The sequence below is a fragment of the Acinetobacter sp. CAU_H_S139_7 genome, assembly GCF_058599305.1.
In genome coordinates this window covers 987,471-1,009,560 of the sequence record NZ_CM178651.1, presented here as the reverse complement: position 1 = coordinate 1,009,560, position 22,090 = coordinate 987,471, and the positions used below count along the sequence as shown (strand labels likewise).

Sequence of the window (22,090 nt, the reverse complement as noted above, 5' to 3'; positions counted from 1 at the left end):
CGTCTTAATGTCCTCGTTTGTTCTTCTGATAGCGATGGAACCACTGGGCAAACCATAACGCCAAAAATGCCACAGTTAATGACAGAATAATCAATCGCCAAACCGCTTGTTCTGTGTCGGGTTGCTGCATCAGGCTATACATGGCCAAGGGCAAAGTTCTGGTCTCGCCTGCAATGTTACCGACAAAGGTAATGGTTGCGCCAAACTCGCCCAGACTGCGACAAAAACATAAAATCGCCCCTACCAATATGCCACTGCTGGCTAAAGGCAAAGTGACATAAAAAAAAGTACCCAAAGAGGAAGCACCGAGCGTTTTCGCCGCCATTTCTAGCCGTTGATCCACCAACTCTATAGCCAAACGAATCGATTGAACCAAGAGTGGAAAACCCATCACGGCTGAAGCCAAAACTGCGCCTTTCCAATTAAATGCAAAATTGAATCCAAAGGGCTCAAGATACTTACCCAGTATTCCGTTTCCGCCAAAAACCTGTAACAGCAAATATCCTGGCACCACAGGCGGCAGCACCAGAGGTAAGAAAATAAAGGTTTCAAATAATGATTTGCCAAAAAACTCTTTACGTGCCAAAACCCAACCCACTGCCAATGCAGGGATCAGACTAAAGGCCAAACAGGTTGCAGCCACTTGGCAGGATAACTTGAGTACCTCTATCTCTTCAACCGATAAAGAAAACATCATCACTTAGCAGCAGATAAAACGGTAAAGCCATATTTTTTAAAGACTGCATGTGCTTGTTTACTCTGTACAAACTGATAAAACGCTAGCGCATCTGGATTATTTTTGACAAGCCCTAAGGGATAAACAATTGGGGTATGGGTGCTGATAGGGAAAACACCAACGACGGTGACAGCTTTACTGATGGCAGCATCGGTTGCATAGACAATGCCAAGCTGACATTCACCACGTGCGACAAAGTTGAGCGCAGCTCTGACGTCTTCAGTTTCAACCAATCTTGGTTTAAGTTTTGACCACCAGCCCAATGCGGTCAGTGCCTGTTTCCCATATTTTCCGACTGGGACACTTTTGGTGTCGCCTGTACAAAGCTTGCCTTGAAAAGCGGTAGAAGGATCAAAACTTTTATCCATTTTTATTTTGACGGGCTTAGCTTTTGGAGAAATTAGAACAAGACGATTGCCCAATAAATTCACACGTTTATTCGGCACAATTAACTTTTTATTTTGCAGATAATTCATCCACTGTTCATCTGCCGAAATAAAAACATCTGCTGGTGCACCCGCTTCAATTTGCTTGGCCAAAGTCGACGACCCTGCATAAGAAGTTTTTACGCGTACTCTTTTTTGTTGTTCAAACATTGCATCAACATCTGCTATAGCATTGGTCAAGCTGGCTGCTGCATAAACGGTAATGGCTTGCTCTGCATGTACCTGTGCCGCAAGAGTCAAACCACAACATAACATCGCATATTGCATATACTTATTCTTAAAATTGAGCAGCACCATGTTCCCCTAAGCGTTATAAATTGATCGATATGTTTTCAAAAATATATGGATACATAAGCAACGTCAATTCCAGAAACAGATTATTTATCGTTCAAGTTAAAGGATTTGTATCCTAATCACGTGACTGATACTGCTCTTGCTATCGAGTGGGTAGATAAGAGGTTTTATCAAATAGAGGAAGCTTATTCGTGTAAGCAATGACTGACTACTAAAAGGATTAGCTGACCTAACTAGATTATTGTTTCAAGTATTGAGCTATTTCTGCAAAATCCTGCTCAATCGCATCACGTGCTTTTATTTCCATTTGTCTAAATTGACTTAAAATACTTTCCCCCAAGTCCGTGAGTTTTGCCCCACCACCATGCGTTCCACCTTTTTGAGTTTCGACCAATCCTGACTGAAAGCTATGATTCATAGTTTCAACCAACTGCCATGCACGGCGGTAACTCATATTCATACTTTTTGCAGCTTGAGAAATTGAGCCAGTACGTCGAATTTCTTCCAATAACTCGGCCTTACCCGGCCCAAATGCAATGTCTTGATTGAGAAGTATTCTGAGCTGTAATTTTAATTTGACGTCCTGCATACATTCACTCAAATAAAGACCTGTCATCGACACAGATGACCTAAAGAAAAACCTTTTACTTTTTATACAGCAAAATTTTGAATATCAAGTATATAAAACAAAACGATTACCGCGGCAAAAACTCGCTAAGGTCAAACCTGACTGCTTTGCCATATTAATCGCCATACTGGTTGGGGCTGAAATACACGCCAGCAAGGCAATATTCAGTTGAGCACACTTACGAATCAACTCATAACTGGCGCGGCTGGTCATCACGACAAAACCTTGATTTACATCATAATGATGTTCTGCAATATAACCCAATAGTTTATCTAAAGCATTGTGTCGGCCTACATCCTCAAACAAAGCCACTATTTCCCCCGCTTGAACCCATGCAGCCGCATGTGCACCGCCCGTCATTTGGGTGATTTTCTGTCGGGTATTGAGTTGAGCAATGGCTTGCGGAATTTGAACCAGCCATCCCTCACAAAGGGCTGTGGTAATTTGAGGTAAATCCAAATGAAGCTGCTGCAAACTTTCAATCCCACAGAGACCACAACCCGTGCGTCCAACCATCATCCGTCGATGTTGTTTTAGCGCCATAAAGGCCCGAGTAGAAATCGTCATTTCGACTTGAATCCCAAATTCAGTTTCGTTTATGTCTAAAGAATAAAGCTCTTTCAAACTCGTCAAAATACCTTCAGACAAGCTAAAACCTTTGGCAAAGACTTCAATATCGGCTGGCGTTGCCATCATTACCGCATGGGAAATCCCATTATAAACCAAAGCAATAGGATGTTCTTGCACCACAAAATCAGATTGTTCAACAGCTCTATTTTCACTTAAACGCTGAATATCAACCGTTTCATAGCCCAGAGAACTCAACTTAGACGCCCGAATATCCATAATAATTTTCCAATCTTCCCTAAACACCAAACCCTTCAATCATGAAAAAAATGACACCTGCAAATCAGGCGTCATTTCAGCATTGAATCAACTAACCTCTCGATTCACGATCTGATTGGCATCTTCAGGATCAACCGCTTGTGCCAAGTTGAAATGTTCAGGCGCTTGGCCTGCATGCAAAATCACAGGCACGCTTTTCGAAGCTGGTATTTTGGCGTATTTATCATGGCTACTAAGTGCAACCAATGGATTGGTTTCCGGATAATAGGCTGCGAGGCTACCCCTTGGAATGTTATACGGGACGATACGGAAGCTTTGAACCACACGTTTAACACCGTCCGAATAAATACTTTCGATATCCACCCATTGATCTGCAACAAAACCAGCCGCAGCGATATCTTCTGCATTCATAAACAAAACACGGCGCTGACCAAATACCCCACGATAACGGTCATCGAGTCCATACAAGGTTGTGTTGTATTGGTCATGTGAGCGTGTAGTCATTAGGGTATAGACTTTGGCCCCTGTATATTGTTCAGCGTATTTATTCTCTTTATCGGCATACACTTCAGCCAACGGCGTAATTAAGAACTGTGCCTTGCCTACAGGCGTATTCCACACATGTTGATTGGCAGGATGCTCTAAGTGAAAACCACCCGGCTGATAAACACGTGCATTAAAATCTTGGAATTCATCAAAGACCTCTTCAATCGAATCTCGAATACGATCATAACTTTCTACATACCATTTCCACTTGATATCACTGTCTGGCAAGACGGCTGCTGCCATACGCGCCACAATGTCAGGCTCTGAAAGTAGATTCTTAGAAGCAGGCTCATTACGCCCTGCTGAAAGATGCACATTACTCATAGAATCTTCAACACTCACTGCCTGTGGCCCATGCTGTTGCATATCAATTTCGGTACGGCCCAAACAGGGTAAAAGTAATGCCTCTTTACCACAAACTAAATGGCTACGATTCAACTTCGTTGCAATCTGTACTGTTAAATCACAACGACGTAAGCCTTCTTGTGTATACGGTGTATCTGGAGTGGCAACAGCAAAGTTACCACCTAAACCAATAAAGACTTTTACATCACCTTCATACATCGCCTGAATGGTATCCACCACGCCAAAACCATGTTCACGTGGCGACTTAATGCCGAATACTCGGTCCAGACTATCCAGCAATTTTGGGCTTGGTCGTTCATTGATCCCCATGGTTCGATCGCCCTGCACATTACTGTGCCCACGAATCGGTGCTAAGCCTGCCCCTGGACGACCAATATGCCCTCTTGCCAACATTAAGTTCGCGAGCATATGTACATTCGCAGTCCCGTGCCGATGCTGTGTAATCCCCATGCCCCAACAGAAAATGGCCGTTTTGGCATCCAAATACATTTTAGCTAAAGATTCTAAATGCTCAGGGCTAAGTCCCGTATGTGTATGAATATCGGACCATGCAGTACGATCAATTTCTTCCATCATGGCATCGAAACCAACCGTATTCATCTCAATAAAAGATCGGTCAAAAACGCTCTTTTTCCCAGCTGCCAGTGTTTGAATGTCCCATTCACGTAAATGTTTCAGCATTCCGAACATGAGTGCATAATCACCACCCACGTTGGGTTGGAAATAATAACGACTAATGGTTGTACTGCCATTGGTCATCATCTCAACAGGTGCTTGCGGATCTTGGAAACGTTCTAAACCACGTTCTTTTAAGGGATTAATGGCAACAATATTGCCACCACGCCGTGAAACTTCTCGTAAAGTCCCCAACATCCGCGGATGGTTGGTGCCCGGATTATGCCCAAAACTGAAAATCGCATCGGCGATATCAAAATCTTCTAAAGTCACCGTTCCCTTACCCAAACCAATTGAGTCACGTAAGCCAACACTGGTGGTCTCATGGCACATATTGGAACAGTCTGGAAAATTATTGGTACCAAAAGAGCGGACAAAGAGTTGATACAGAAATGCTGCTTCATTACTGGCACGACCCGAAGTATAAAATGCCGCTTGATCTGGATGATCCAAGGCATGTAAATGTTTTGCAATTAAGGCAAAAGCATCGTCCCACGAGATAGGCACATATTTATCGGTCGCGCTGTCATAGCGCATTGGGTCAGTTAGACGACCTGAATCTTCAAGCAAGAAATCACTTTGTTCAGACAGCCAACTGACCGTATGGGTCGCAAAAAATTCAGGTGTAACACGTTTTGAAGTGGCTTCAAAGGCAACGGCTTTTGCACCGTTTTCACAAAAGTTAAAGGCATGTGCATCTTTCTTTTCAGGCCATGCACATCCTGGGCAGTCAAAACCCGTGGGTTGGTTAATATTGAGAAGCGTAATCGCACCTTTTTTGAAAACTTCCTGTCTTTTCAAGTTTCTTGCAACACTTAATAATGCGCCCCAACCACCCGCAGGATTGTTATAAGGCTCTATTCGTGCATAGCTGGTTTCTTCATCGTCATGCTTTTTATCTTCAGTGTTTTCCATCTCACCGCCCTCAATATTTATCTTCGGTAAAAAGTTCTGCAATGATCAATTCACTGTTCGCTTTGCTCATTCTTGCAAGCGATTTGGATTGCTCATCCCTTTTTTATTGCTCTTTTCTTATTCATCATGCCCGCGTTTCTTGGCACCATTCCAAAAACACTTCTGATCAAAAATATCACCCTTTTGATATGCAATTTCAATAGATGAATTATTACAAAAGACAATGACTTGATGGATCGTGTTCGAGGAATACCCTCTCATTTTTTGAAAATGAATGAACTAAACAGCTTCAAGACCCCGTTTGATCTTTAAAATAAAACATTTCATACTCTGCTTATAAAAACTAAATCGTATGTAAATACGAGGTGGAGCGACTATGGACGGTTCGACGACTACACGCTTAGAACATAGTTCAGCGCAACTGATCGATCAATTTGGCCGTCATAAACATAAACTCCGAATCTCACTGACAGATCGTTGTAACTTTCGTTGTAGTTATTGCATGCCCGATAGGCCGGAATGGTTGGCAAAAAAAGACATCTTGAGCTTTGAAGAGCTTTTAACCTTTTGTGAAATGATGGTGGGGCTAGGCATTCGGCACATCCGCTTAACAGGTGGTGAGCCTTTGATGCGTCAAGGCGTAGTCAATTTTATTGATGCTTTGAATCGGCTCAAGCCACAGGGTTTAGAACGTATTTCCATGACCAGTAATGCTTTCTATTTAAACAAGTATGCACGAGCGCTAAAAGAAGCAGGACTAGATGATCTTAATATCAGCCTCGATAGCATTCATGCAGACACGTTTATGAACATGACCAAACGTCCGATAGCACCTGTTCTCGAAGGCATTTCGGCAGCACAACAAGCCAATCTTCCGATAAAATTAAACTGTGTTTTAGTCGCAGGACAAAATGATCATGAAGTGCTTGAACTGACTCAATGGGCTTATCAGCAGAAGATCGCATTACGTTTTATTGAATATATGCCTTTAGATCAACCTGAGCACTGGCAGCCTCAAAAAGTCATCACTGAAGATGACATTATCCAAACTCTTAAGCCTCATTTTCAGATTCAGAAACAAGCCAGACAACATGACCCTGCAACCATTTATCTGCTTAATGATCAGTACACATTAGGCATTATTTTCACCATCAGCAAACCATTCTGTCAAAGCTGTGACCGTTTACGTATCACTGCAACGGGAGAGCTTTTTACCTGTTTATTTGCCAACAAGGGAACACCGCTACGTCATTTACTTCAACAAAAAGATCCCGCTTTATTACAGGCCCAGATTCTGAACGCGGTATGGCATAAAAAAGCAGGGTTTATTGAACATCAGCACGCCCCAACGCGCAAAATCAGTATGCATGCCATAGGGGGTTAATCAACTGGTTAATTTTGAGTTTGTCAGTCATTCGACTGTATCCGCTTTTATTTTTGTGTTATCTAAATACGTCATAAACTTTTTCTCTTGATCGAACAGTTTCACGTTAAATCAACACTTCAATGTTTCGGAATACTTTATGAAAAACGTTGGCATGAAGCCAGAAAGCTATCGCGTTGCAACTGCAAGCTCCGAACTGCTTGCCCCTGCACATTGTTTACAACTTCTTGCCGACGGCAATACCGAAAAAGGTGATGCTCTCAAAACAGCCCGCATTGCTGGGATTTTAGCCGCAAAACGTACCGATGAACTGATTCCGCTGTGCCATCCGCTACCTATTTATCGTGCCGATGTCGATTTTGAACTACTTGTCGACCGTGTGATTATTCGTGCAACCGTTGAAACGATTGGGCCAACAGGTGTAGAAATGGAAGCGTTGACCGCTGCCAGTATTGCGGCTCTCACCATTTACGACATGCTCAAACCCCATTGCGAACCGCATGAGTTGATCATTCAGCAATGTAAACTCGATCTGAAAAAAGGCGGAAAATCACACTTTAAACGTCATTTGCGTCAGCCTGTTTCTGCGGCAGTATTGGTTCTATCAGATACCGTTGCCGCAGGGCGTAAACCAGATACTGCTGGCCGCTCCGTCGTCGAGACCTTAACCGAAGCTGGTTTTGATCCAATTCACTATCAAATTTTACCTGACGAAGCCGATCAGTTAAAAGCATTGGTCTTAGAGCTCACTCAATCTTATGCTTGCATTATTACTGTAGGCGGAACAGGCATCGGCAAGCGTGACATTACAGTAGACACACTTGAGCCTTTACTTGAACGTGAACTCAATGGCCTGATGGAAGCCGCACGTGCTTTCGGACAAAAACGTACCCCTTATGCTGCGATGTCACGTGGCGTTGCAGGTTTTATCGACCGTTCATTGGTGATTACCCTTCCGGGCAGCCGTGGTGGTGCAAGTGAATCTATGGCAGCCATTTTACCTGCTTTGGTCCATATTTTTGATGTCTGCCGTGATCTACCCCATCCGGGAGGTTATGAATGAGTTGCTCTGGCGTTGGTTTAATTACACTCGATCAAGCTCTTGAACACTATAGCACCGTCCAAACATTGCCTGTTGTTACTATGCCTTTAGTACAAGCACATCGATATGTTTTAGCGGCAGATGTTTTATCAACAGTTGCCTTGCCTCTATTTACCCAAAGTGCGGTTGACGGCTATGCGCTGCGCTCTGAAGACTTGCAAGCAGGAATTACTCGCTTTGAATTGGTTGGTGAAATTCGTGCAGGTATTGAAGAACATATTGAAATTCAAACAGGACAAACCGTTCGTATTTTTACTGGGGGCAAGCTGCCAAACTCAGCAGATACTGTGGCTCGACAGGAAATTATCACGCGTGGCCATAAACAAGCGACTCTAACTCAAGCTTTGGACAAAGGCGCAGACATTCGCTATCAAGGTGAGGAGTTATCCATCGGAACAACACTTGCACAGCAAGGCCAGCGTTTAGGCAGCGGTTTAATTGCAGCACTCAGTATGGCGGGGGTTCAGCATGTCGAGGTTTATCGCCAACCTAAAATTGCAGTGCTTATTACCGGTGATGAAGTCAGTACGCAACTGGACAATCAATCTAAAGTGTTCGATGCCAATGCGCCAATGATCCGTACTTGGCTTAAAGAACAGGGTTTTGCTGAAGTGCATTTAGAGCATGTGATTGATGATGAGAAGATACTCACACAAGCGCTCTCGAATGTCATGAATCATTATGATGTAGTCATTACTACAGGCGGTGTTTCGGTAGGCGATTATGACTTGATTCGACCTGTTTCAATGGCTTTAGGTGCAACAGAGATTTTTTGGCAAGTTGCGCAAAAACCGGGTAAACCATTGTATTTTGCTGAATATCAGACAGACCATCATCATTCTTATTTGATTGGTTTGCCTGGGAACCCTGCTGCTGTACTCACCTGTCTTGCTGTACATGTATCGACATTATTGGCGGCTTTACAGGGAGTTACGTCTCCTGCACCCGCGTGGAAAAAAGCTCGCTTCAACGACAGCATTAGACAAGACAGCCGTGAGCAACTGGTTCGCATGGTATTAGATGTCAACGAATTTGGACAATTAACCGTTTCCAAACTCGGCAAACAACAATCCCACATGCTCAGTAATTTAAATCGAGCCAATAGTATAGTTCGAATCCCTGCTCGATCTGATGCCCCTGTAACATTGGACTATGTCGATTTCATCTCGATCTAAGAACATCGATTAGATAGTAATACAAACCAAGTGCTTTTTGCACACGGTCTAAGGCTTGGACAGCTTTGTCTTAGACCGTACATCTCAATATTGAACGATCGTTATTGATACCCCTATACACGGATGTTAGGTCAAAATCATGCAAAACTACCCAGCAACAACACTGGTGATTTTAGCGGGTGGGAAAGCCACACGAATGAATGGGGTCAATAAGCTTTTGCAAAGATTTTAGACTATTGTTTTGATGTACTGCTAAGTATAGCCCCTAAAAAAAAATGGATTATAGGGGTACAGCATGGAACAAATTGAAACAAGAGAAAGGCAGATAATACAGTATTTATAGGTGTTTGAGGCTATGTTGGTATGTATTGAAATAGGTAAATGGTGCGCTCAGCGTGCATCTAAACCAGCATACAAGCAATTGTATTTATAATATATTTTAAACTCAATAAATATAAGTAACGCAAAATGTAACGCATAAAATAATTTCAATGGCTTTCCGAAAAGAGATGCGTGAATCTCATGCGCATCTACCTTTTCCATGATAATGGCCTTCTAATTAGAGAATTCCATATAACTCATCAACAAAAGATTCTATGCTTTTGATACTTGAATCTAAGAATGGTAACAAGTCAATCTCTTCATCACCGACTAATATTTTTCTATCTTTAGTAATTTTAAAATTAATTGGAACAGCACCCTTTTTAGTTATATTTACCTCACCTTTATTTACAACGAAATCATCTATTTTTTGACCACTCACTGAGCAATTCGTAAAAGTAATATTTGATGACTCACCGCAAGCATGTAATAAACTCATACCACCAGCAGCTATCATTACCGATTTGACCTTCTCTTGATCACTTTTAATGTCTATCGCATTTTTATGCTTAGTATGATTGGTCAAATCACATAAAGTTTTAAGCCACTCCCCATCTGATTCAAAATTGTGTAATTTTTTAATTTCAGCAAAGATATCTGGTCTTTCTGTCTGTAGTAAAGGTAGGTTTTTCTGCATGGAATCGACTAAAGTTTCGAGGTTTTTTCCATATGGAAAATAAAATCTAACTTTAGGAGCGCTCAATTTTGAATTTATATCTTGAGCAGCATATTCAAGACAACTTCGCAGATGCTCTAGTATTGTTTTAACTTTTGGCGGTGGAATCTTCTTGTAACTACTTATTAGTAAAAAGGTTCCTTTTACATCTTCAAGTAATTCATATATAGAATCTTTTCTCATCTTTCTTCATTCTGATAAAGTATTTTTCCTTATGTTAATAGCAAATGAGTAATTAATGAATCTTAAAATGAAGTAAGCAATACTTAAAAACCATGCTTTAATGTTACATAACAAATATCAATAAAAGACTGAAAATTAACGTTATCTTTATGTTTTTACTATGATTTGTAAAAGTTCCTGCAAAATAAATGCAAAATTCCTGCAAAACTATTATCGAAAATATAGAAAAGATTGACCATTTTGACGCGCCAGAATTGTTTACTTTTGCTAGTATCACATAACAAATGAACCACTTTATAAGAATCCAAATATGCATGATTGGCTCTACTTCCATATAAATTTTCTACATAGCATTGCCGAACCTTTTTACAAAGAACCTGGTTGGTCGCTTGGCTTAAAGCATAATTTCGTAGTTTTAAGTAATACTTATAGCTAAAGAATTTCTATAAAAATTTTAATTTATCATCACGTTTATTTAGAATAATATTAGTGGGTGCATTAATGATTAAATTTAGTAAATATCTGATTGGCGTACTAACCTGTTATATATTCATAAATACAGGACATGCTCAAGTAACTATATACACTCCCAAAAATGATTTAGGTTGGCAAGGTTTTGACATACACTATGTTGCATTTGATGGTGACGGAAAAACTTCAAATAAAGAATTTGATAAAAGAATGAAGACTCAGGTCAATATTTTAAATTCTTATTATTCGGACAAACTTAAAGCTAAACAAAATTTAAATGAGCAACTTCAAGTTGAATGTGACTATCTTACTGATGCAAAAAATCTTCTTGCTGTGTATCTGAATCGATATCCCAAATTGTTGCAACAACCAGAAGCCAAAATTCTTTTTTATAAATCGCGCGAATACTATGATCACTTCGAGGAAAACGACTCGAAATGTAACACTTTGGGATAGGATAATCAGTAAATGAAAACCAAGTTTTCGTCACGCATGGAAGTGCAGTAACTTTTGCATTGTGCCGCTACAAGAATTCTACGAACCAAAATACATCAATGGTAAGCCTCACTGGTACATCATCAAACGTACAGATGATCAACCTTTTACTGTCGCAGGGATCTATGATGTGGTGGTGATGGAATAGCTGAATAACCCATTGATGTTAAATAATAAACTCACGATACGGGAAAACCTGAGGGACTTCCGGATTGACTCCTTATTAAATATTTTTATCTAAATCAATATCTTATAGTCTAAAAACTTCCATTGCTTACAGTTCCTTGTATAGACATTTTATGGGATTTAACAGTTTTTATCTTCTACTGCCATCAAACGTACTTTGTTATCAATCAAATTTGAAGAAATATAAATATCAACTAGAAGTCCCCAGCCCCCTTATGCTGTAAAATATAATTTGGCACTTGAGGATGCTTTTTTATCTTAAATCACTTATCCAACTGCTCAATAACGCCGTCCAACTCGTCCTATTCTTCTAACATATCTAATTGCCCGATCTTGTATTTGTATATTCCCCATCACATGGAAAACACTGAATGCCTGTTTATGAACGCCAAAGCTCAATAAGTGCATATTGTTTTATAAATACACAGTAATCAGATAGATATCATTTAACGAAATGAGACTTTCCAGCGTTATGAAATATTCAATTACAAACAAGTGAAAATAAACATGAGTACACGGAGCAAGATTTTATTATTTAAAATATATAAATTACAATAGCTTATAATTTAAATATGGTGCGCTCAGCGGGACTCGAACCCACGCCACAGGCTTCGGAGACCTGTACTCTATCCAGTTGAGCTATGAGCGCGCGAGCACATCATATCAAAAAAAATCACAAGGTAAAGCATCTATATAGCTTAGAGTGATTTTCCTGCTTATGCTTTATACAATGTTCCATATCTGCAACACAGAATTGCGAGTAGATTACTTGGTTTATTAGGCATAATCGCTCACAATAGTGCCACTATTAATCATTCGAGAATTTCATGACTGATGCATTGACGTTAAGAGATTTGTCCAAAACCTATAAAAATGGGTTTCAGGCTTTAAAAGGCATCGATTTAACTGTTCCTGAAGGTGAGTTCTATGCCCTTCTTGGACCAAATGGTGCAGGCAAATCTACAACGATTGGTATTATCAGTTCATTGACTAAGAAAACCTCAGGCACTGTCGAAATTTTTGGACATAATCTCGATACACACCCCTCTCAAGCGAAACAGTGCTTAGGAGTTGTACCTCAAGAGTTTAACTTCGGTCAGTTTGAAAAAACCTTCGATATCTTAGTCACACAAGCGGGATATTATGGTATTCCTAAAAAAATTGCGGAAGTTCGTGCCGAAGAATATTTAGAAAAACTCGGCTTATGGGAAAAACGCGGTGTTCAAGCCCGTATGCTTTCAGGTGGTATGAAACGTCGCCTGATGATTGCCCGTGCCATGATGCATGAACCGAAACTCCTTATTTTAGATGAACCCACAGCAGGGGTTGATATTGAGCTACGTCGTTCGATGTGGGACTTCCTCACAGAAATGAACAATAAAGGCACATCGATCATTTTAACCACACACTATTTAGAAGAAGCAGAAATGCTGTGTCGTCGAATTGCCATTATTGACCGTGGTGTGATTAAAGAAGACACCAGCATGAAAAATTTCCTCAATCAACTCAATGAGGAAACCTTTATTTTTGATTTGGCCGCACCGATTGAACCAATTCATATCGACATTATTGGGGTTCGTTTCCATTTAGTCGACGCCGTGACTTTAGAGGTGACTATGGATAGAGCGCATACCCTCAATGACTTATTTCAATTGCTCGAATCGCAAGGGATCCAAGTTCGTAGTATGCGGAACAAATCCAACCGTTTAGAAGAACTGTTTGTGAAGATGGTCGAAAAAAATCTCGAAGGAACTACGCCATGAACTTAAATCAACTTAGCGTAGCTTTATATACTTTGGTGTATAAAGAAATTCGCCGCTTTATGCGCATCTGGCCGCAAACTTTACTTCCACCTGCCATTACCATGAGCTTGTACTTTGTGATATTTGGCAATTTGGTCGGCTCTCGTATTGGTGAGATGGGCGGTTTTAGCTATATGCAGTTCATCGTGCCTGGACTGATTATGATGGCGGTGATTACCAACAGTTACGCTAACGTTTCTTCGAGCTTTTTTAGTGCCAAATTTCAAAAAAGTATTGAAGAGCTGATCATGAGTCCTGTACCTTTGCATGCCATTTTATGGGGCTTTGTCTTAGGCGGTGTCTGTCGTGGGGTCTTGGTCGGTATCATTGTGACAGCCATGAGTTTATTTTTTACTGACCTTTATATTACCAATTGGTTTGTTACCATTTACACCGTCTTGGTCACCTCGTTCTTATTTTCACTGGGTGGTTTTATCAATGCGGTGTATGCCAAATCTTTTGATGACATCTCCATCATCCCAACATTTGTGCTGACGCCTTTAACTTATTTAGGTGGCGTATTTTATGCCATTTCAGCACTCAGCCCTTTTTGGCAAAATTTATCGTTGATCAATCCGATTGTGTATATGGTCAATGCTTTTCGTTTCGGTATCTTAGGTCATAGTGATGTTAACGTCGTCGTCTCCCTATCTGTTATGACCATATGCTGTGCAGTGCTTTATGGCATTGCTTACTATTTACTTTCTCGTGGTTCAGGAATGCGTGAATAATGAGTGTAGAACATTCTCTTTTGGGTAAAGACACCAATTACCCTACAACTTATCAACCCGATATTCTTTTTCCTATCGCCCGTGCTACAGCACGTGAGCACTATGCGCATGTTGAAGGTATTCAACAAGGTAAAGACTGGTGGCATGTTTTTGAAATTTCTTGGTTAAATCACCATGGTGTTCCGCAAGTTGCCATTGGTCGCATCAGCCTGCCTGCCACCTCGCCCAACCTCATTGAGTCAAAATCATTAAAACTCTACTTTAATAGCATGAACTTTACTCAGTTTGAGTCTAAAGCTGCATTTAAAGCAACGGTTGAACAGGATTTATCGGCGGCGGCTGGCGCAGATGTGAATATTGATCTTTTTCATGTCGATGATGTGGAAATTAGTCAACCTGAAGGTATCTGTATAGATGAACTGACTCCGACCCAATTGGAAAATCATCCCAATGCACATCTGTTGACATTAGATGACGCTGCGGAAGATGTTGAAGTACAGATTTACTCACATTTACTCAGAAGTAACTGTCCAGTCACTGGACAACCTGATTGGGGCACGGTATTTATCCGATACAAAGGTAAAAAGCCTTGTTATAACAGCATACTGGCTTATATTATCTCTTATCGTCAGCACAACGGTTTTCACGAACAATGTGTGGAACAAATATTTGCCGATATTTGGCAAAATTTGAAACCTGAAAAGCTGATGGTGTACGCAGCTTATACACGCCGTGGTGGTTTAGACATTAACCCTTGTCGTGTGTCAGATGTGTCATGGATGCCCCGCCCAATTCGATTGGCGCGACAATAAAATAAAGAACATTGAGGTTAATACACGATGCCATTTTTTGGTTTTATTCCATCGACTGAACTTTTACAGACTATTCAAACTGCTCAGCAGAAGAAAGACTCAAGTGAACCTTTATATCCACTTCGAGACAAAACAGCACTACTGATCAATGATGAAATTATTGATGCCATTTTGACTGAGTTAGTACGTCGTTTCCCACCGAGTGATAAACGAGACACAGCCGAGAAACTAGCTGGCTATATTAAGTCAACAGTTGCGGTTCTGTTGAAGCAGCTTTTAGGCAAATCATCGAATGATGTGGTTCAAGCATCGATTCAGTTTTCTGAAAAAAGCTTGTTTAAAGATGCTGAAGGTCAGTTCCGTGTGGGTGAAGCGTTAGATGCAAGCTTAGTGACCAACCTCAAATATAACTATGCTGAAATTAAAGCAGGCAATGAAGTAGATAAAGCCGCGTTAACTGAACTATATAAACAGTTTGCTGAAGCGACTGTACGCCACTTCATGAATGACTTTAATAAAACCCTCGATTTGGGCATGATTAAGCGTAAAGCGGCCGATATCGGTTCTGCAGCTGTCATTAAAGCAGTGCATATTGCTGCCAATAAAATCATCCCTAATCTAACCAAAGATGAACTTTTAGCTTTAGCTGAATATCACGACACCTTATTTCATGCTTAAGTGCTAAAAGTCTTTCGAGGCTTTTCAGATCAAAATGACTCTACTTGTGTAGGGTCATTTTGGTTTCTAAGCTGTGATTTCTTGCTCTTTATATAAAGTCCATATATAAGCTGAGACCAGATCTTTTTGTAATTGTCACTAGACCCTAAACACTACAATTTTAATTGCCTCTATATAAGGAATACTTTTTATATCAGTCAGTAAAACTTGACTTATATAGTCACGTAAATATTCTGCCTGAAAAACTGTACCATTTTGATTGATCTGTCCTTTATATAGGCTGAGTTTGTCTTTTTTTGTATACCTATTTGCCCGCTTCAGTACAGACAATGTTATCTTAAAGCCTATTCACGCTAGACTCCGTTCACAAGAATTTCGACATAACAGAAACGCGAACTATGGGCATTCCCCTATTCGCTTTGCTCCACTGCCAATAACGACTCTGGAAATTAGACTTCTATGTTAAATTTAAACTTTTATAACAAAGTTAAACGTTTACCTTTATTGATTGGCGCTTTGTCGATCACCAGTTTTTGCCAAGCCAACGATTTCGCTTCTCATCCTGACTATTACAGCTTTAAACAAAAAACCATGCAAAATTATGGTCTGTCTGCTGAACAAGTTGATTGGGCGATGAATGGTTCTAAAAATGTACCCAACATCATCAACATTATGAACCGCCCTGGTGAAAGTAAACCGTGGTACGAATATAAAACCAATTTTATGGCAGAAAGCACCATTCAACGTGGTGTCCGTTTTAAAGCACAGTACGCAGATACTTTAAACCGCGCCGAACAACAATTTGGTGTACCGCAATCAGTCATTCTCGGCATTTTAGGGGTAGAAACAGGTTTTGGGAGCAATAAAGGTAATTTTGTGACCCGTGATGCCTTAGCCACTTTAGGTTTTGGTTACGAACGCCGTAAGCAATATTTCCAAGATGAACTCAGTGCTTTAATCGCATGGAGCTATAAAGATGGCGTGCCAACCAACTCGGTTGTAGGTTCGTATGCAGGTGCAGTTGGCTATCCACAATTTATGCCTAGCAATATTCCAAAGTTTGGGGTGGATTATGACGGCAATGGTCATGTCGATTTACGAAATTCAGCAGTCGATGCGATTGGTTCAATTGCCAACTATTTAGCAAATCATGGCTGGCAACGTAATCAGCCAATTGGATTCGCAGCACGCTATAGTGGCTCGAATCCTGAAGCGGTCATTGCCAAAGATTTAACTTTACCGACACCTTATGGCGTTTTAAAAAATCAGGGCATTCAACCGACCAATCCGATTGTCAAAATCGATGATTTAGATATGGTGAATGTGATCCAACTACAGGAAAATTATGGGCAAAGTTATTACATCACTTACCCTAACTTTCAGGTGATTACGACCTATAACAAGAGCCGTATGTATGCGACTGCAGTGTGGCAATTAGGGGCTGAAATTGCTAGCCGATAGGGCTAGCTTTTTACTCAAGCTTGAGATGTCAATAAAAAAATATTTAAAAATGATGTAAATTCCGGCATTTTTCACACCTTGTTACAATATTGATTATTTTTTAATCAAAAAATGTTCGGTTTATGTAGTTTTTATCGTTATTTTAATTAAACACTAGACATGCTTATGACTGCATGAATATTATCCATTTCGTCAAATGTTGTTGCAAAAGTGAATTAACAGGCAAGTTTTTTTATCTTTCAACCACTTAGTTTAAAGAAAAAAGTATTGTCTTTTGGAGTTTATAAATGCAGTCTTCACTTAAATATATACTGGCCATTGCCTCGACCATCGCGCTGAGCCAATCGCAAGCAGAGATGGTTCAGTCATCATTTACCAATGATAACGATAACTCTCGCCTAGCTGCGCGTGTCTTGAATAAAGATGCTCAAGGCTTCAACTCACACTTCTCAAATTTAAATAGCCTTTCAATCACTGAACGTTCAGGCGATAAGATTCGTCGCGAAACAATCGCTGCAAAAATTGAGATCCCTGAAGAAGAGCCTTCAGTGATTGAAAAGTTAAATACTGTTGCATCAAATACAGTACGTAAGTTTAGTCAAACGGGCATGGCGTCTTGGTATGGTCGTCAGTTCCACGGTCGTAAAACAGCAAGTGGTGAAACATTCGATATGAATGCATTAACTGCAGCTCACCGTAGCTTGCCGCTAAACTGTTTTATTCGTGTAACGAATAAAACCAATGGTAAAAGTGTTGTGGTTAAAGTAAATGACCGCGGCCCATTCCACGGTAACCGCGTGCTTGATCTTTCTTATGGCGCTGCTAAGCAACTGGGTATTACCAATGCCGGTACTGCGAAAGTCAGCATTGAACGTATTGATGGACCAAACTCTTAAGACTCTTTCCTACAGCACGCATTTGACAGCAAAGCCACAGTAATGTGGCTTTTTTATTGTCCTATCTTTGCCTAATGTTTTACACAATCGTAAACAGCTCGATCTCCATCATTTGATCCCTCCCAGATGCTTAGTTTGAATAAGATGCGAAATCTAATCGATCCGATTTTTTGAAGTGAGTGTGCTCACATCTTTACAGCGGTGGAAGACTAGAAAAATTAAATATTTTCTCAGCTCATTCTTATCTGATCAAAGCCAATTTTTCTACCTACCCTGAACTCTAGTTTTATGCATTCGTCAAATTAGAATGATTTTATGAATTACCTAGTAAATTAAGCGCCATTTTTACGATATTGGACTCACTATTACCCTGCTTGTTTTTGTATAATTGAGCCAATTGTATGGACCAAAACTCAAAAGAAAAGCATCTTCTTTCTTCAAAGTTCTCAAACCCCGCCTCATTTGCTCTATTTTCAACTTTTCTAGTTCCCCAACCAAAGCTACGCCAATTTGATAGACATAGAAAGAATCGCAAATGGTGAGCATTTAGAGCAACACAAATTTAAAAGCAATGAAAAAGATCGGGCTCGCACACTTTTTTATCCTTTTTTCGGTATTTTATGGGCCTATTTGCTGATGAAATGCTAGAAATCGAATAACAGATTCAGACCGTAAAAAAATCCTAAACTCAGCAAAATACTGAGCAATAATTTTCTCGTCAAAAGAGTGGTTAACAGCGTAAAAATTGCACCATAAAAATAGCTATTTTCAAATATCCCTTTCCAGTGTCCACCTTCAAAAAAAACCAGTGGCAAACAAATCGAAACCATAAGGCAAGGCGCCGCATATTTCAGCATGCGTGTCGCAAATTTAGGCAGGCGAATTTGAGTTTTAGGCTCTAAAAATAAATACCGATTAAAAAAAGTCACACAGGTCAAACTCAAAACAAATAACCAGGTCATGTTTTAGTCCTCCGCTTGATCAAAAAACGCAGCAACCCACATACCACTAAACCCAGCCAGCAAAATAGCTGATCCGAGTTCTAACCAACTCAAAATCAACACCATGATCGACGAACTCACCACGCCATAAATTGCAGCTTTATTTTGAATCAGCATCACTGCCATAACCAAGAACACCACCACAATTGAAAATTCTAAGTGGAGAGTTGAAAGATCAGGTACTTTATTTGCTAGCAAAATACCCATTAGACTAAACAACACCCAACTGACATAAAAGCTGAATCCTGCACCCAACATATAGGCATAAGACGGCTTTTCCTTCAGCATCGCGGTGGCGTAGAGTTCATCGGTTAGCAAAAAGCCGATGCTCAGTCTTCTTTTGAGTGACCATGGCTTCACCTCCTCTCTTAAACTCAGTGCATAAATAAAGTGCTGACTGGTTAAAAAAAATACGGTGATCAGAATACTCAGTAAAGATGCACCCGTCATGAGCATACTCAAACTGACCAATTGTGCCGCACCTGCAAACACTAACGCTGACATGCCTACAGCTTGCATGACACTCAGGCCCGCATTAATCGCTGCTGAGCCTGCCAATATTCCCCATGGAATAACGGCGACTGAAAGCGGCAACATATCCTGTACACCACGGAAAAAGCTTAAACTTTTTTGTTGGATCAATTACGACTGCACAGCAGACTCCATTTTTCAATTCGCTAGAGTCAATATGCGGCATACCTTAGATGGCTTTCTTGTATGAAATTGCTGTTATTTTAAATTTTATGTGCCAGATATTGCGCAGGCGTACAGCCCAAAGACTTTTTAAAATGACGAGTGTAATGGCTTTGATCGGAGAAACCACAGAGTTGTGCGACTGTCGCAATCTCGCAGCCTTGTTTAAGTAAATATAATGATTTACGTAATCGAAACTGTACCAACCATGCATGAGGTGGAAGTCCAGTAAACTTTTTAAATTGACGTAATAAATGCCATGGGCTCATCCCGACGACAGCGGCGAGCTCGGCCAGTTGATGCTCTCTTTCAGGTTCCGCAGCAAGTAGTTCTTGTACCAAGACCACTTTACGCTGTGCTTCGGGCAAGTCTTTTAATATTTTTTTAGATTGATTATAACGGCTTAATAAATAAGCCAAAGTTGAAATATATAAACTCTGCTTAAACAGTGTATTTTTAGGCTGTAATAACAAATCGAACAGCAAATTCAATTGTTCGGCTAGCCCTTCATCATGAACCACAGCTTGCGGAAACCACGGCATAGTGCCTGCTTCATGAAAAAAATCTTGACTCACCTCTTGAATCATTTCAGGGGTCGGATAAATTGCCCGATAACACCAACCAGTTTCAACAGCAGAAGAACCCGTATGTACCTCATCAGCATTCACTAAAATAATATCGCCTTGCGGCGCAATATGCTGATTCCCTGTGCGCAAAAAGGACTGTGCACCTTCATCAATTAAACCAATACAATAGCCTTCATGGGTATGTTTTGAAAACTGCGTATGCTGATAGGAGGCTTTTAACATTTCAAGACCATCAAGTTCCTGAACATGATGGTAATTTACAAATTCACTGGGTCTGATTTCGTGCATGAGTTGGCCTCTCCTGAACACTCAGCATACTGCGATTCAGCAAAACGTATAGAACAAAATTGCTCTACTACTGATAGGTTTTTCCTTGGTGTTTTAACCAACCACCTTCATGGCGCTGTTGTGGATCGTGATGTGTCCAGTGGATCACCCCGCCTTTTTCACTATATTCGTATTCACCATTGAAACCAACGGTATCGCCTTTTTGTAAGCGTTCAATGCGTGGTGCCAAATCAATATTATGTGCAACCAAAACCGTCATTGCATTAGGGAGTTCTACAATAAATTTTTGATGACGAGAACCATCATTATCATCTTTAAGCACAGCCACAACACGCCCTTGTGATTGAACTTGAATATTACTTTTCCGGTTTTGAAACGCTTGGGCAATTTTTGCTGTGCCATCAAGTACTTGATTTTGCGGTTGGCTGGTCTGTGTAGAGGGCTCTACCGCGACTGATGGTGTCGATGTTTGTAATTGATTTTCTTGAAGATCGATTCCGAAATATGCAGCAATCAATAGTATGATCACCGCGCCAATACTCAGGTTGGTTTTGTTGGCCACTTATCTACTTCCTCGTTTTATTTTTATTAATTGTATAAAAAAAGCCCCAAAGGGGCTTTTTTTACTCAAAATAATTTTTCAATTATTTTGCAGCAGCTTGAGCAGCAGCAACTTCTTCAGCGAAAGAAAGTTCAGCTTTTTTCTCAATACCTTCACCCACTTCAAAGCGAGCAAATTGAACAACTGTAGTACCAGTTGCTTTAAGAACGTCCGCAACTTTCTTGTCGTTGTCGATTACGTACATTTGACGATCAAGAGCAACTTCGTTCAAGTATTTCTCAACTGAACCAGTGACCATTTTCTCAACGATGTTTGCAGGCTTACCAGATTCGATTGCTTTAGCTTCAGCAATTTCTTTCTCTTTAGCGATAAGTTCAGCAGATACACCCTCAGCAGAGATAGCAACTGGGTTGAACGCAGCAACGTGCATTGCAATACCTTTACCAGTCGCAGCATCACCTGTGTAAGATACAACAACACCGATTTTTAAACCGTGTTTGTAAACTGCAAGGTTTTCGCCTTCAATGATTTGAGCACGACGAACTTGGATGTTTTCACCGATTTTTTGAACAAGAGCAATACGCGCTTCTTCTACAGTTGCACCATCTTCAAGTTTCAATTCAGCAATTTTAGCAGCATCAGTTTCGCCAGCAGCTAACGCAGCAGCAGCAACTTGAGCAGAGAAACCAGCAAAGTTTTCGTCTTTAGCAACGAAGTCAGTTTGGCAGTTTACTTCTAAAAGAAGCGCTTTGTTACCGTCTTGAGCGATAGTGATTGCGCCATCAGCTGCAATGTTACCCGCTTTTTTAGCCGCTTTAGCTTGACCAGATTTACGAAGGTTATCAATCGCTAATTCGATGTCACCATTCGCTTCTGTTAATGCTTTTTTACATTCCATCATTGCAAGACCAGTACGATCGCGCAATTCTTTAACCATGCTTGCTGTAACTGCAGTCATGTCAATCTCCTAAATACGGTAGAAAATGAATTCTTTTTAGAACAGAAACGGCCCAGAGCTGTCTCTTGGGCCGTCTGCATACATGACGCTTACTTTGCCACCATCACATGTCGCAA

At 40.5% G+C, this 22,090-nt stretch carries 21 protein-coding genes, 1 tRNA gene and 2 pseudogenes; 12 read left to right on the top strand and 12 right to left on the bottom strand.

What is annotated here, in order from left to right; translation table 11 throughout:
* Positions 1-4: 4 nt before the first annotated feature.
* The 5 genes from modB to AC4MC0_RS04955 all read right to left on the bottom strand — a co-directional run bounded on the left by modB (position 5) and on the right by AC4MC0_RS04955 (position 5,452).
* Positions 5-697, bottom strand: a complete 693-nt coding sequence (modB, locus tag AC4MC0_RS04975) for a molybdate ABC transporter permease subunit (RefSeq protein ID WP_333653213.1) — start codon at positions 695-697, stop codon at positions 5-7.
* Entirely contained in the window at positions 697-1,437 is a 741-nt protein-coding gene (modA, locus tag AC4MC0_RS04970) for a molybdate ABC transporter substrate-binding protein (protein WP_418655264.1), read from the bottom strand. Before modA ends, modB begins: the two co-directional genes overlap by 1 nt.
* A 277-nt stretch (positions 1,438-1,714) precedes the next feature.
* The gene (locus AC4MC0_RS04965) at positions 1,715-2,065 is read right to left on the bottom strand and encodes a winged helix-turn-helix domain-containing protein (RefSeq protein ID WP_335998454.1); all 351 of its coding nucleotides are present in this window, start codon (positions 2,063-2,065) and stop codon (positions 1,715-1,717) included.
* An 84-nt stretch (positions 2,066-2,149) separates the two neighbouring features.
* Positions 2,150-2,950, bottom strand: coding sequence for a formate dehydrogenase accessory sulfurtransferase FdhD (gene fdhD, locus AC4MC0_RS04960; RefSeq protein ID WP_335998455.1), 801 nt, complete (start codon positions 2,948-2,950; stop codon positions 2,150-2,152).
* Positions 2,951-3,037: 87 nt separating this feature from the next.
* Positions 3,038-5,452 (bottom strand): FdhF/YdeP family oxidoreductase, encoded by a 2,415-nt coding sequence (locus AC4MC0_RS04955; RefSeq protein WP_335998456.1) that lies wholly within the window; start codon positions 5,450-5,452, stop codon positions 3,038-3,040.
* Positions 5,453-5,828: 376 nt separating this feature from the next.
* On the opposite strand from AC4MC0_RS04955, the gene moaA reads away from it, so the two are divergent.
* The 4 genes and pseudogenes from moaA to AC4MC0_RS04935 form a co-directional block, all read left to right on the top strand.
* Positions 5,829-6,836, top strand: a complete 1,008-nt coding sequence (moaA, locus tag AC4MC0_RS04950; RefSeq protein ID WP_335998457.1) for a GTP 3',8-cyclase MoaA — start codon at positions 5,829-5,831, stop codon at positions 6,834-6,836.
* Positions 6,837-6,975: 139 nt separating this feature from the next.
* Entirely contained in the window at positions 6,976-7,899 is a 924-nt protein-coding gene (gene moaCB, locus AC4MC0_RS04945) for a bifunctional molybdenum cofactor biosynthesis protein MoaC/MoaB (protein ID WP_004695990.1), read from the top strand.
* A complete protein-coding gene (locus tag AC4MC0_RS04940; RefSeq protein WP_335998458.1) occupies positions 7,896-9,113 on the top strand; it encodes a molybdopterin molybdotransferase MoeA in 1,218 nt (405 codons plus the stop codon). Before moaCB ends, AC4MC0_RS04940 begins: the two co-directional genes overlap by 4 nt.
* 139 nt (positions 9,114-9,252) lie before the next feature.
* Positions 9,253-9,342 (top strand): annotated as a pseudogene (locus AC4MC0_RS04935) (molybdenum cofactor guanylyltransferase); the annotation flags it as partial.
* Between the two features lie 330 nt (positions 9,343-9,672).
* Here AC4MC0_RS04935 and AC4MC0_RS04930 read toward each other — a convergent pair.
* On the bottom strand, positions 9,673-10,353 hold the full coding sequence (locus AC4MC0_RS04930) for a hypothetical protein (protein ID WP_335998459.1): 681 nt from the start codon (positions 10,351-10,353) through the stop codon (positions 9,673-9,675).
* A 489-nt stretch (positions 10,354-10,842) separates the two neighbouring features.
* On the opposite strand from AC4MC0_RS04930, the gene AC4MC0_RS04925 reads away from it, so the two are divergent.
* Positions 10,843-11,280: a hypothetical protein gene (locus AC4MC0_RS04925; protein WP_491887302.1), complete on the top strand. Its 438-nt coding sequence runs from the start codon at positions 10,843-10,845 to the stop codon at positions 11,278-11,280.
* Between the two features lie 16 nt (positions 11,281-11,296).
* Positions 11,297-11,461: pseudogene (locus tag AC4MC0_RS04920) on the top strand (SOS response-associated peptidase family protein); the annotation flags it as partial.
* A 617-nt stretch (positions 11,462-12,078) separates the two neighbouring features.
* Here AC4MC0_RS04920 and AC4MC0_RS04915 read toward each other — a convergent pair.
* Positions 12,079-12,154: transfer RNA gene (locus tag AC4MC0_RS04915), tRNA-Arg, on the bottom strand.
* Positions 12,155-12,332: 178 nt separating this feature from the next.
* On the opposite strand from AC4MC0_RS04915, the gene AC4MC0_RS04910 reads away from it, so the two are divergent.
* The 6 genes from AC4MC0_RS04910 (at position 12,333) to AC4MC0_RS04885 (ending at position 17,885) form a co-directional block, all read left to right on the top strand.
* A complete protein-coding gene (locus AC4MC0_RS04910) occupies positions 12,333-13,268 on the top strand; it encodes an ABC transporter ATP-binding protein (protein WP_004695849.1) in 936 nt (311 codons plus the stop codon).
* Positions 13,265-14,038 carry an ABC transporter permease gene (locus tag AC4MC0_RS04905; RefSeq protein ID WP_004695847.1) on the top strand — a complete coding sequence of 258 codons (774 nt, stop codon included), beginning with the start codon at positions 13,265-13,267 and terminating at the stop codon, positions 14,036-14,038. The genes AC4MC0_RS04910 and AC4MC0_RS04905 overlap by 4 nt, the downstream gene beginning before the upstream one ends.
* Positions 14,038-14,850 (top strand): NADPH-dependent 7-cyano-7-deazaguanine reductase QueF, encoded by an 813-nt coding sequence (gene queF, locus AC4MC0_RS04900; protein ID WP_335998489.1) that lies wholly within the window; start codon positions 14,038-14,040, stop codon positions 14,848-14,850. Before AC4MC0_RS04905 ends, queF begins: the two co-directional genes overlap by 1 nt.
* A gap of 27 nt (positions 14,851-14,877) precedes the next feature.
* Positions 14,878-15,528: a hypothetical protein gene (locus AC4MC0_RS04895; RefSeq protein WP_234304686.1), complete on the top strand. Its 651-nt coding sequence runs from the start codon at positions 14,878-14,880 to the stop codon at positions 15,526-15,528.
* 459 nt (positions 15,529-15,987) lie between these two features.
* Positions 15,988-16,989 carry a lytic murein transglycosylase B gene (gene mltB, locus AC4MC0_RS04890; RefSeq protein ID WP_062033930.1) on the top strand — a complete coding sequence of 334 codons (1,002 nt, stop codon included), beginning with the start codon at positions 15,988-15,990 and terminating at the stop codon, positions 16,987-16,989.
* A 287-nt stretch (positions 16,990-17,276) separates the two neighbouring features.
* Positions 17,277-17,885, top strand: coding sequence for a septal ring lytic transglycosylase RlpA family protein (locus AC4MC0_RS04885; RefSeq protein ID WP_004695839.1), 609 nt, complete (start codon positions 17,277-17,279; stop codon positions 17,883-17,885).
* Between the two features lie 644 nt (positions 17,886-18,529).
* On the opposite strand, the gene AC4MC0_RS04880 is transcribed toward AC4MC0_RS04885, so the two are convergent.
* The 5 genes from AC4MC0_RS04880 to tsf all read right to left on the bottom strand — a co-directional run bounded on the left by AC4MC0_RS04880 (position 18,530) and on the right by tsf (position 21,974).
* The gene (locus tag AC4MC0_RS04880; RefSeq protein ID WP_176538050.1) at positions 18,530-18,847 is read right to left on the bottom strand and encodes an AzlD domain-containing protein; all 318 of its coding nucleotides are present in this window, start codon (positions 18,845-18,847) and stop codon (positions 18,530-18,532) included.
* Positions 18,848-18,850: 3 nt separating this feature from the next.
* On the bottom strand, positions 18,851-19,483 hold the full coding sequence (locus tag AC4MC0_RS04875; RefSeq protein WP_227557101.1) for an AzlC family ABC transporter permease: 633 nt from the start codon (positions 19,481-19,483) through the stop codon (positions 18,851-18,853).
* Positions 19,484-19,620: 137 nt separating this feature from the next.
* Positions 19,621-20,454 carry an AraC family transcriptional regulator gene (locus tag AC4MC0_RS04870; protein WP_078426468.1) on the bottom strand — a complete coding sequence of 278 codons (834 nt, stop codon included), beginning with the start codon at positions 20,452-20,454 and terminating at the stop codon, positions 19,621-19,623.
* A 67-nt stretch (positions 20,455-20,521) separates the two neighbouring features.
* Positions 20,522-21,016, bottom strand: a complete 495-nt coding sequence (locus AC4MC0_RS04865) for a DUF3465 domain-containing protein (RefSeq protein WP_004695827.1) — start codon at positions 21,014-21,016, stop codon at positions 20,522-20,524.
* 82 nt (positions 21,017-21,098) lie between these two features.
* Entirely contained in the window at positions 21,099-21,974 is an 876-nt protein-coding gene (gene tsf / locus AC4MC0_RS04860) for a translation elongation factor Ts (protein ID WP_004695824.1), read from the bottom strand.
* Between the last annotated feature and the right edge of the window lie 116 nt (positions 21,975-22,090).

What these genes read in the sequence shown, in the direction of transcription:
- AC4MC0_RS04930 (WP_335998459.1), bottom strand. Translation starts at nt 10,353, where the DNA reads ATGAGAAAAGATTCTATATATGAATTACTTGAAGATGTAAAAGGAACC.
- tsf (WP_004695824.1), bottom strand. Translation starts at nt 21,974, where the DNA reads ATGACTGCAGTTACAGCAAGCATGGTTAAAGAATTGCGCGATCGTACT.
- AC4MC0_RS04885 (WP_004695839.1), top strand. Translation starts at nt 17,277, where the DNA reads ATGCAGTCTTCACTTAAATATATACTGGCCATTGCCTCGACCATCGCG.
- AC4MC0_RS04870 (WP_078426468.1), bottom strand. Translation starts at nt 20,454, where the DNA reads ATGCACGAAATCAGACCCAGTGAATTTGTAAATTACCATCATGTTCAG.
- moaA (WP_335998457.1), top strand. Translation starts at nt 5,829, where the DNA reads ATGGACGGTTCGACGACTACACGCTTAGAACATAGTTCAGCGCAACTG.
- fdhD (WP_335998455.1), bottom strand. Translation starts at nt 2,950, where the DNA reads ATGGATATTCGGGCGTCTAAGTTGAGTTCTCTGGGCTATGAAACGGTT.
- AC4MC0_RS04875 (WP_227557101.1), bottom strand. Translation starts at nt 19,483, where the DNA reads ATGTTGCCGCTTTCAGTCGCCGTTATTCCATGGGGAATATTGGCAGGC.
- AC4MC0_RS04880 (WP_176538050.1), bottom strand. Translation starts at nt 18,847, where the DNA reads ATGACCTGGTTATTTGTTTTGAGTTTGACCTGTGTGACTTTTTTTAAT.
- AC4MC0_RS04965 (WP_335998454.1), bottom strand. Translation starts at nt 2,065, where the DNA reads ATGCAGGACGTCAAATTAAAATTACAGCTCAGAATACTTCTCAATCAA.
- AC4MC0_RS04905 (WP_004695847.1), top strand. Translation starts at nt 13,265, where the DNA reads ATGAACTTAAATCAACTTAGCGTAGCTTTATATACTTTGGTGTATAAA.
- AC4MC0_RS04955 (WP_335998456.1), bottom strand. Translation starts at nt 5,452, where the DNA reads ATGGAAAACACTGAAGATAAAAAGCATGACGATGAAGAAACCAGCTAT.
- AC4MC0_RS04910 (WP_004695849.1), top strand. Translation starts at nt 12,333, where the DNA reads ATGACTGATGCATTGACGTTAAGAGATTTGTCCAAAACCTATAAAAAT.
- AC4MC0_RS04940 (WP_335998458.1), top strand. Translation starts at nt 7,896, where the DNA reads ATGAGTTGCTCTGGCGTTGGTTTAATTACACTCGATCAAGCTCTTGAA.
- AC4MC0_RS04895 (WP_234304686.1), top strand. Translation starts at nt 14,878, where the DNA reads ATGCCATTTTTTGGTTTTATTCCATCGACTGAACTTTTACAGACTATT.
- moaCB (WP_004695990.1), top strand. Translation starts at nt 6,976, where the DNA reads ATGAAAAACGTTGGCATGAAGCCAGAAAGCTATCGCGTTGCAACTGCA.
- modA (WP_418655264.1), bottom strand. Translation starts at nt 1,437, where the DNA reads ATGTTATGTTGTGGTTTGACTCTTGCGGCACAGGTACATGCAGAGCAA.
- mltB (WP_062033930.1), top strand. Translation starts at nt 15,988, where the DNA reads ATGTTAAATTTAAACTTTTATAACAAAGTTAAACGTTTACCTTTATTG.
- queF (WP_335998489.1), top strand. Translation starts at nt 14,038, where the DNA reads ATGAGTGTAGAACATTCTCTTTTGGGTAAAGACACCAATTACCCTACA.
- modB (WP_333653213.1), bottom strand. Translation starts at nt 697, where the DNA reads ATGATGTTTTCTTTATCGGTTGAAGAGATAGAGGTACTCAAGTTATCC.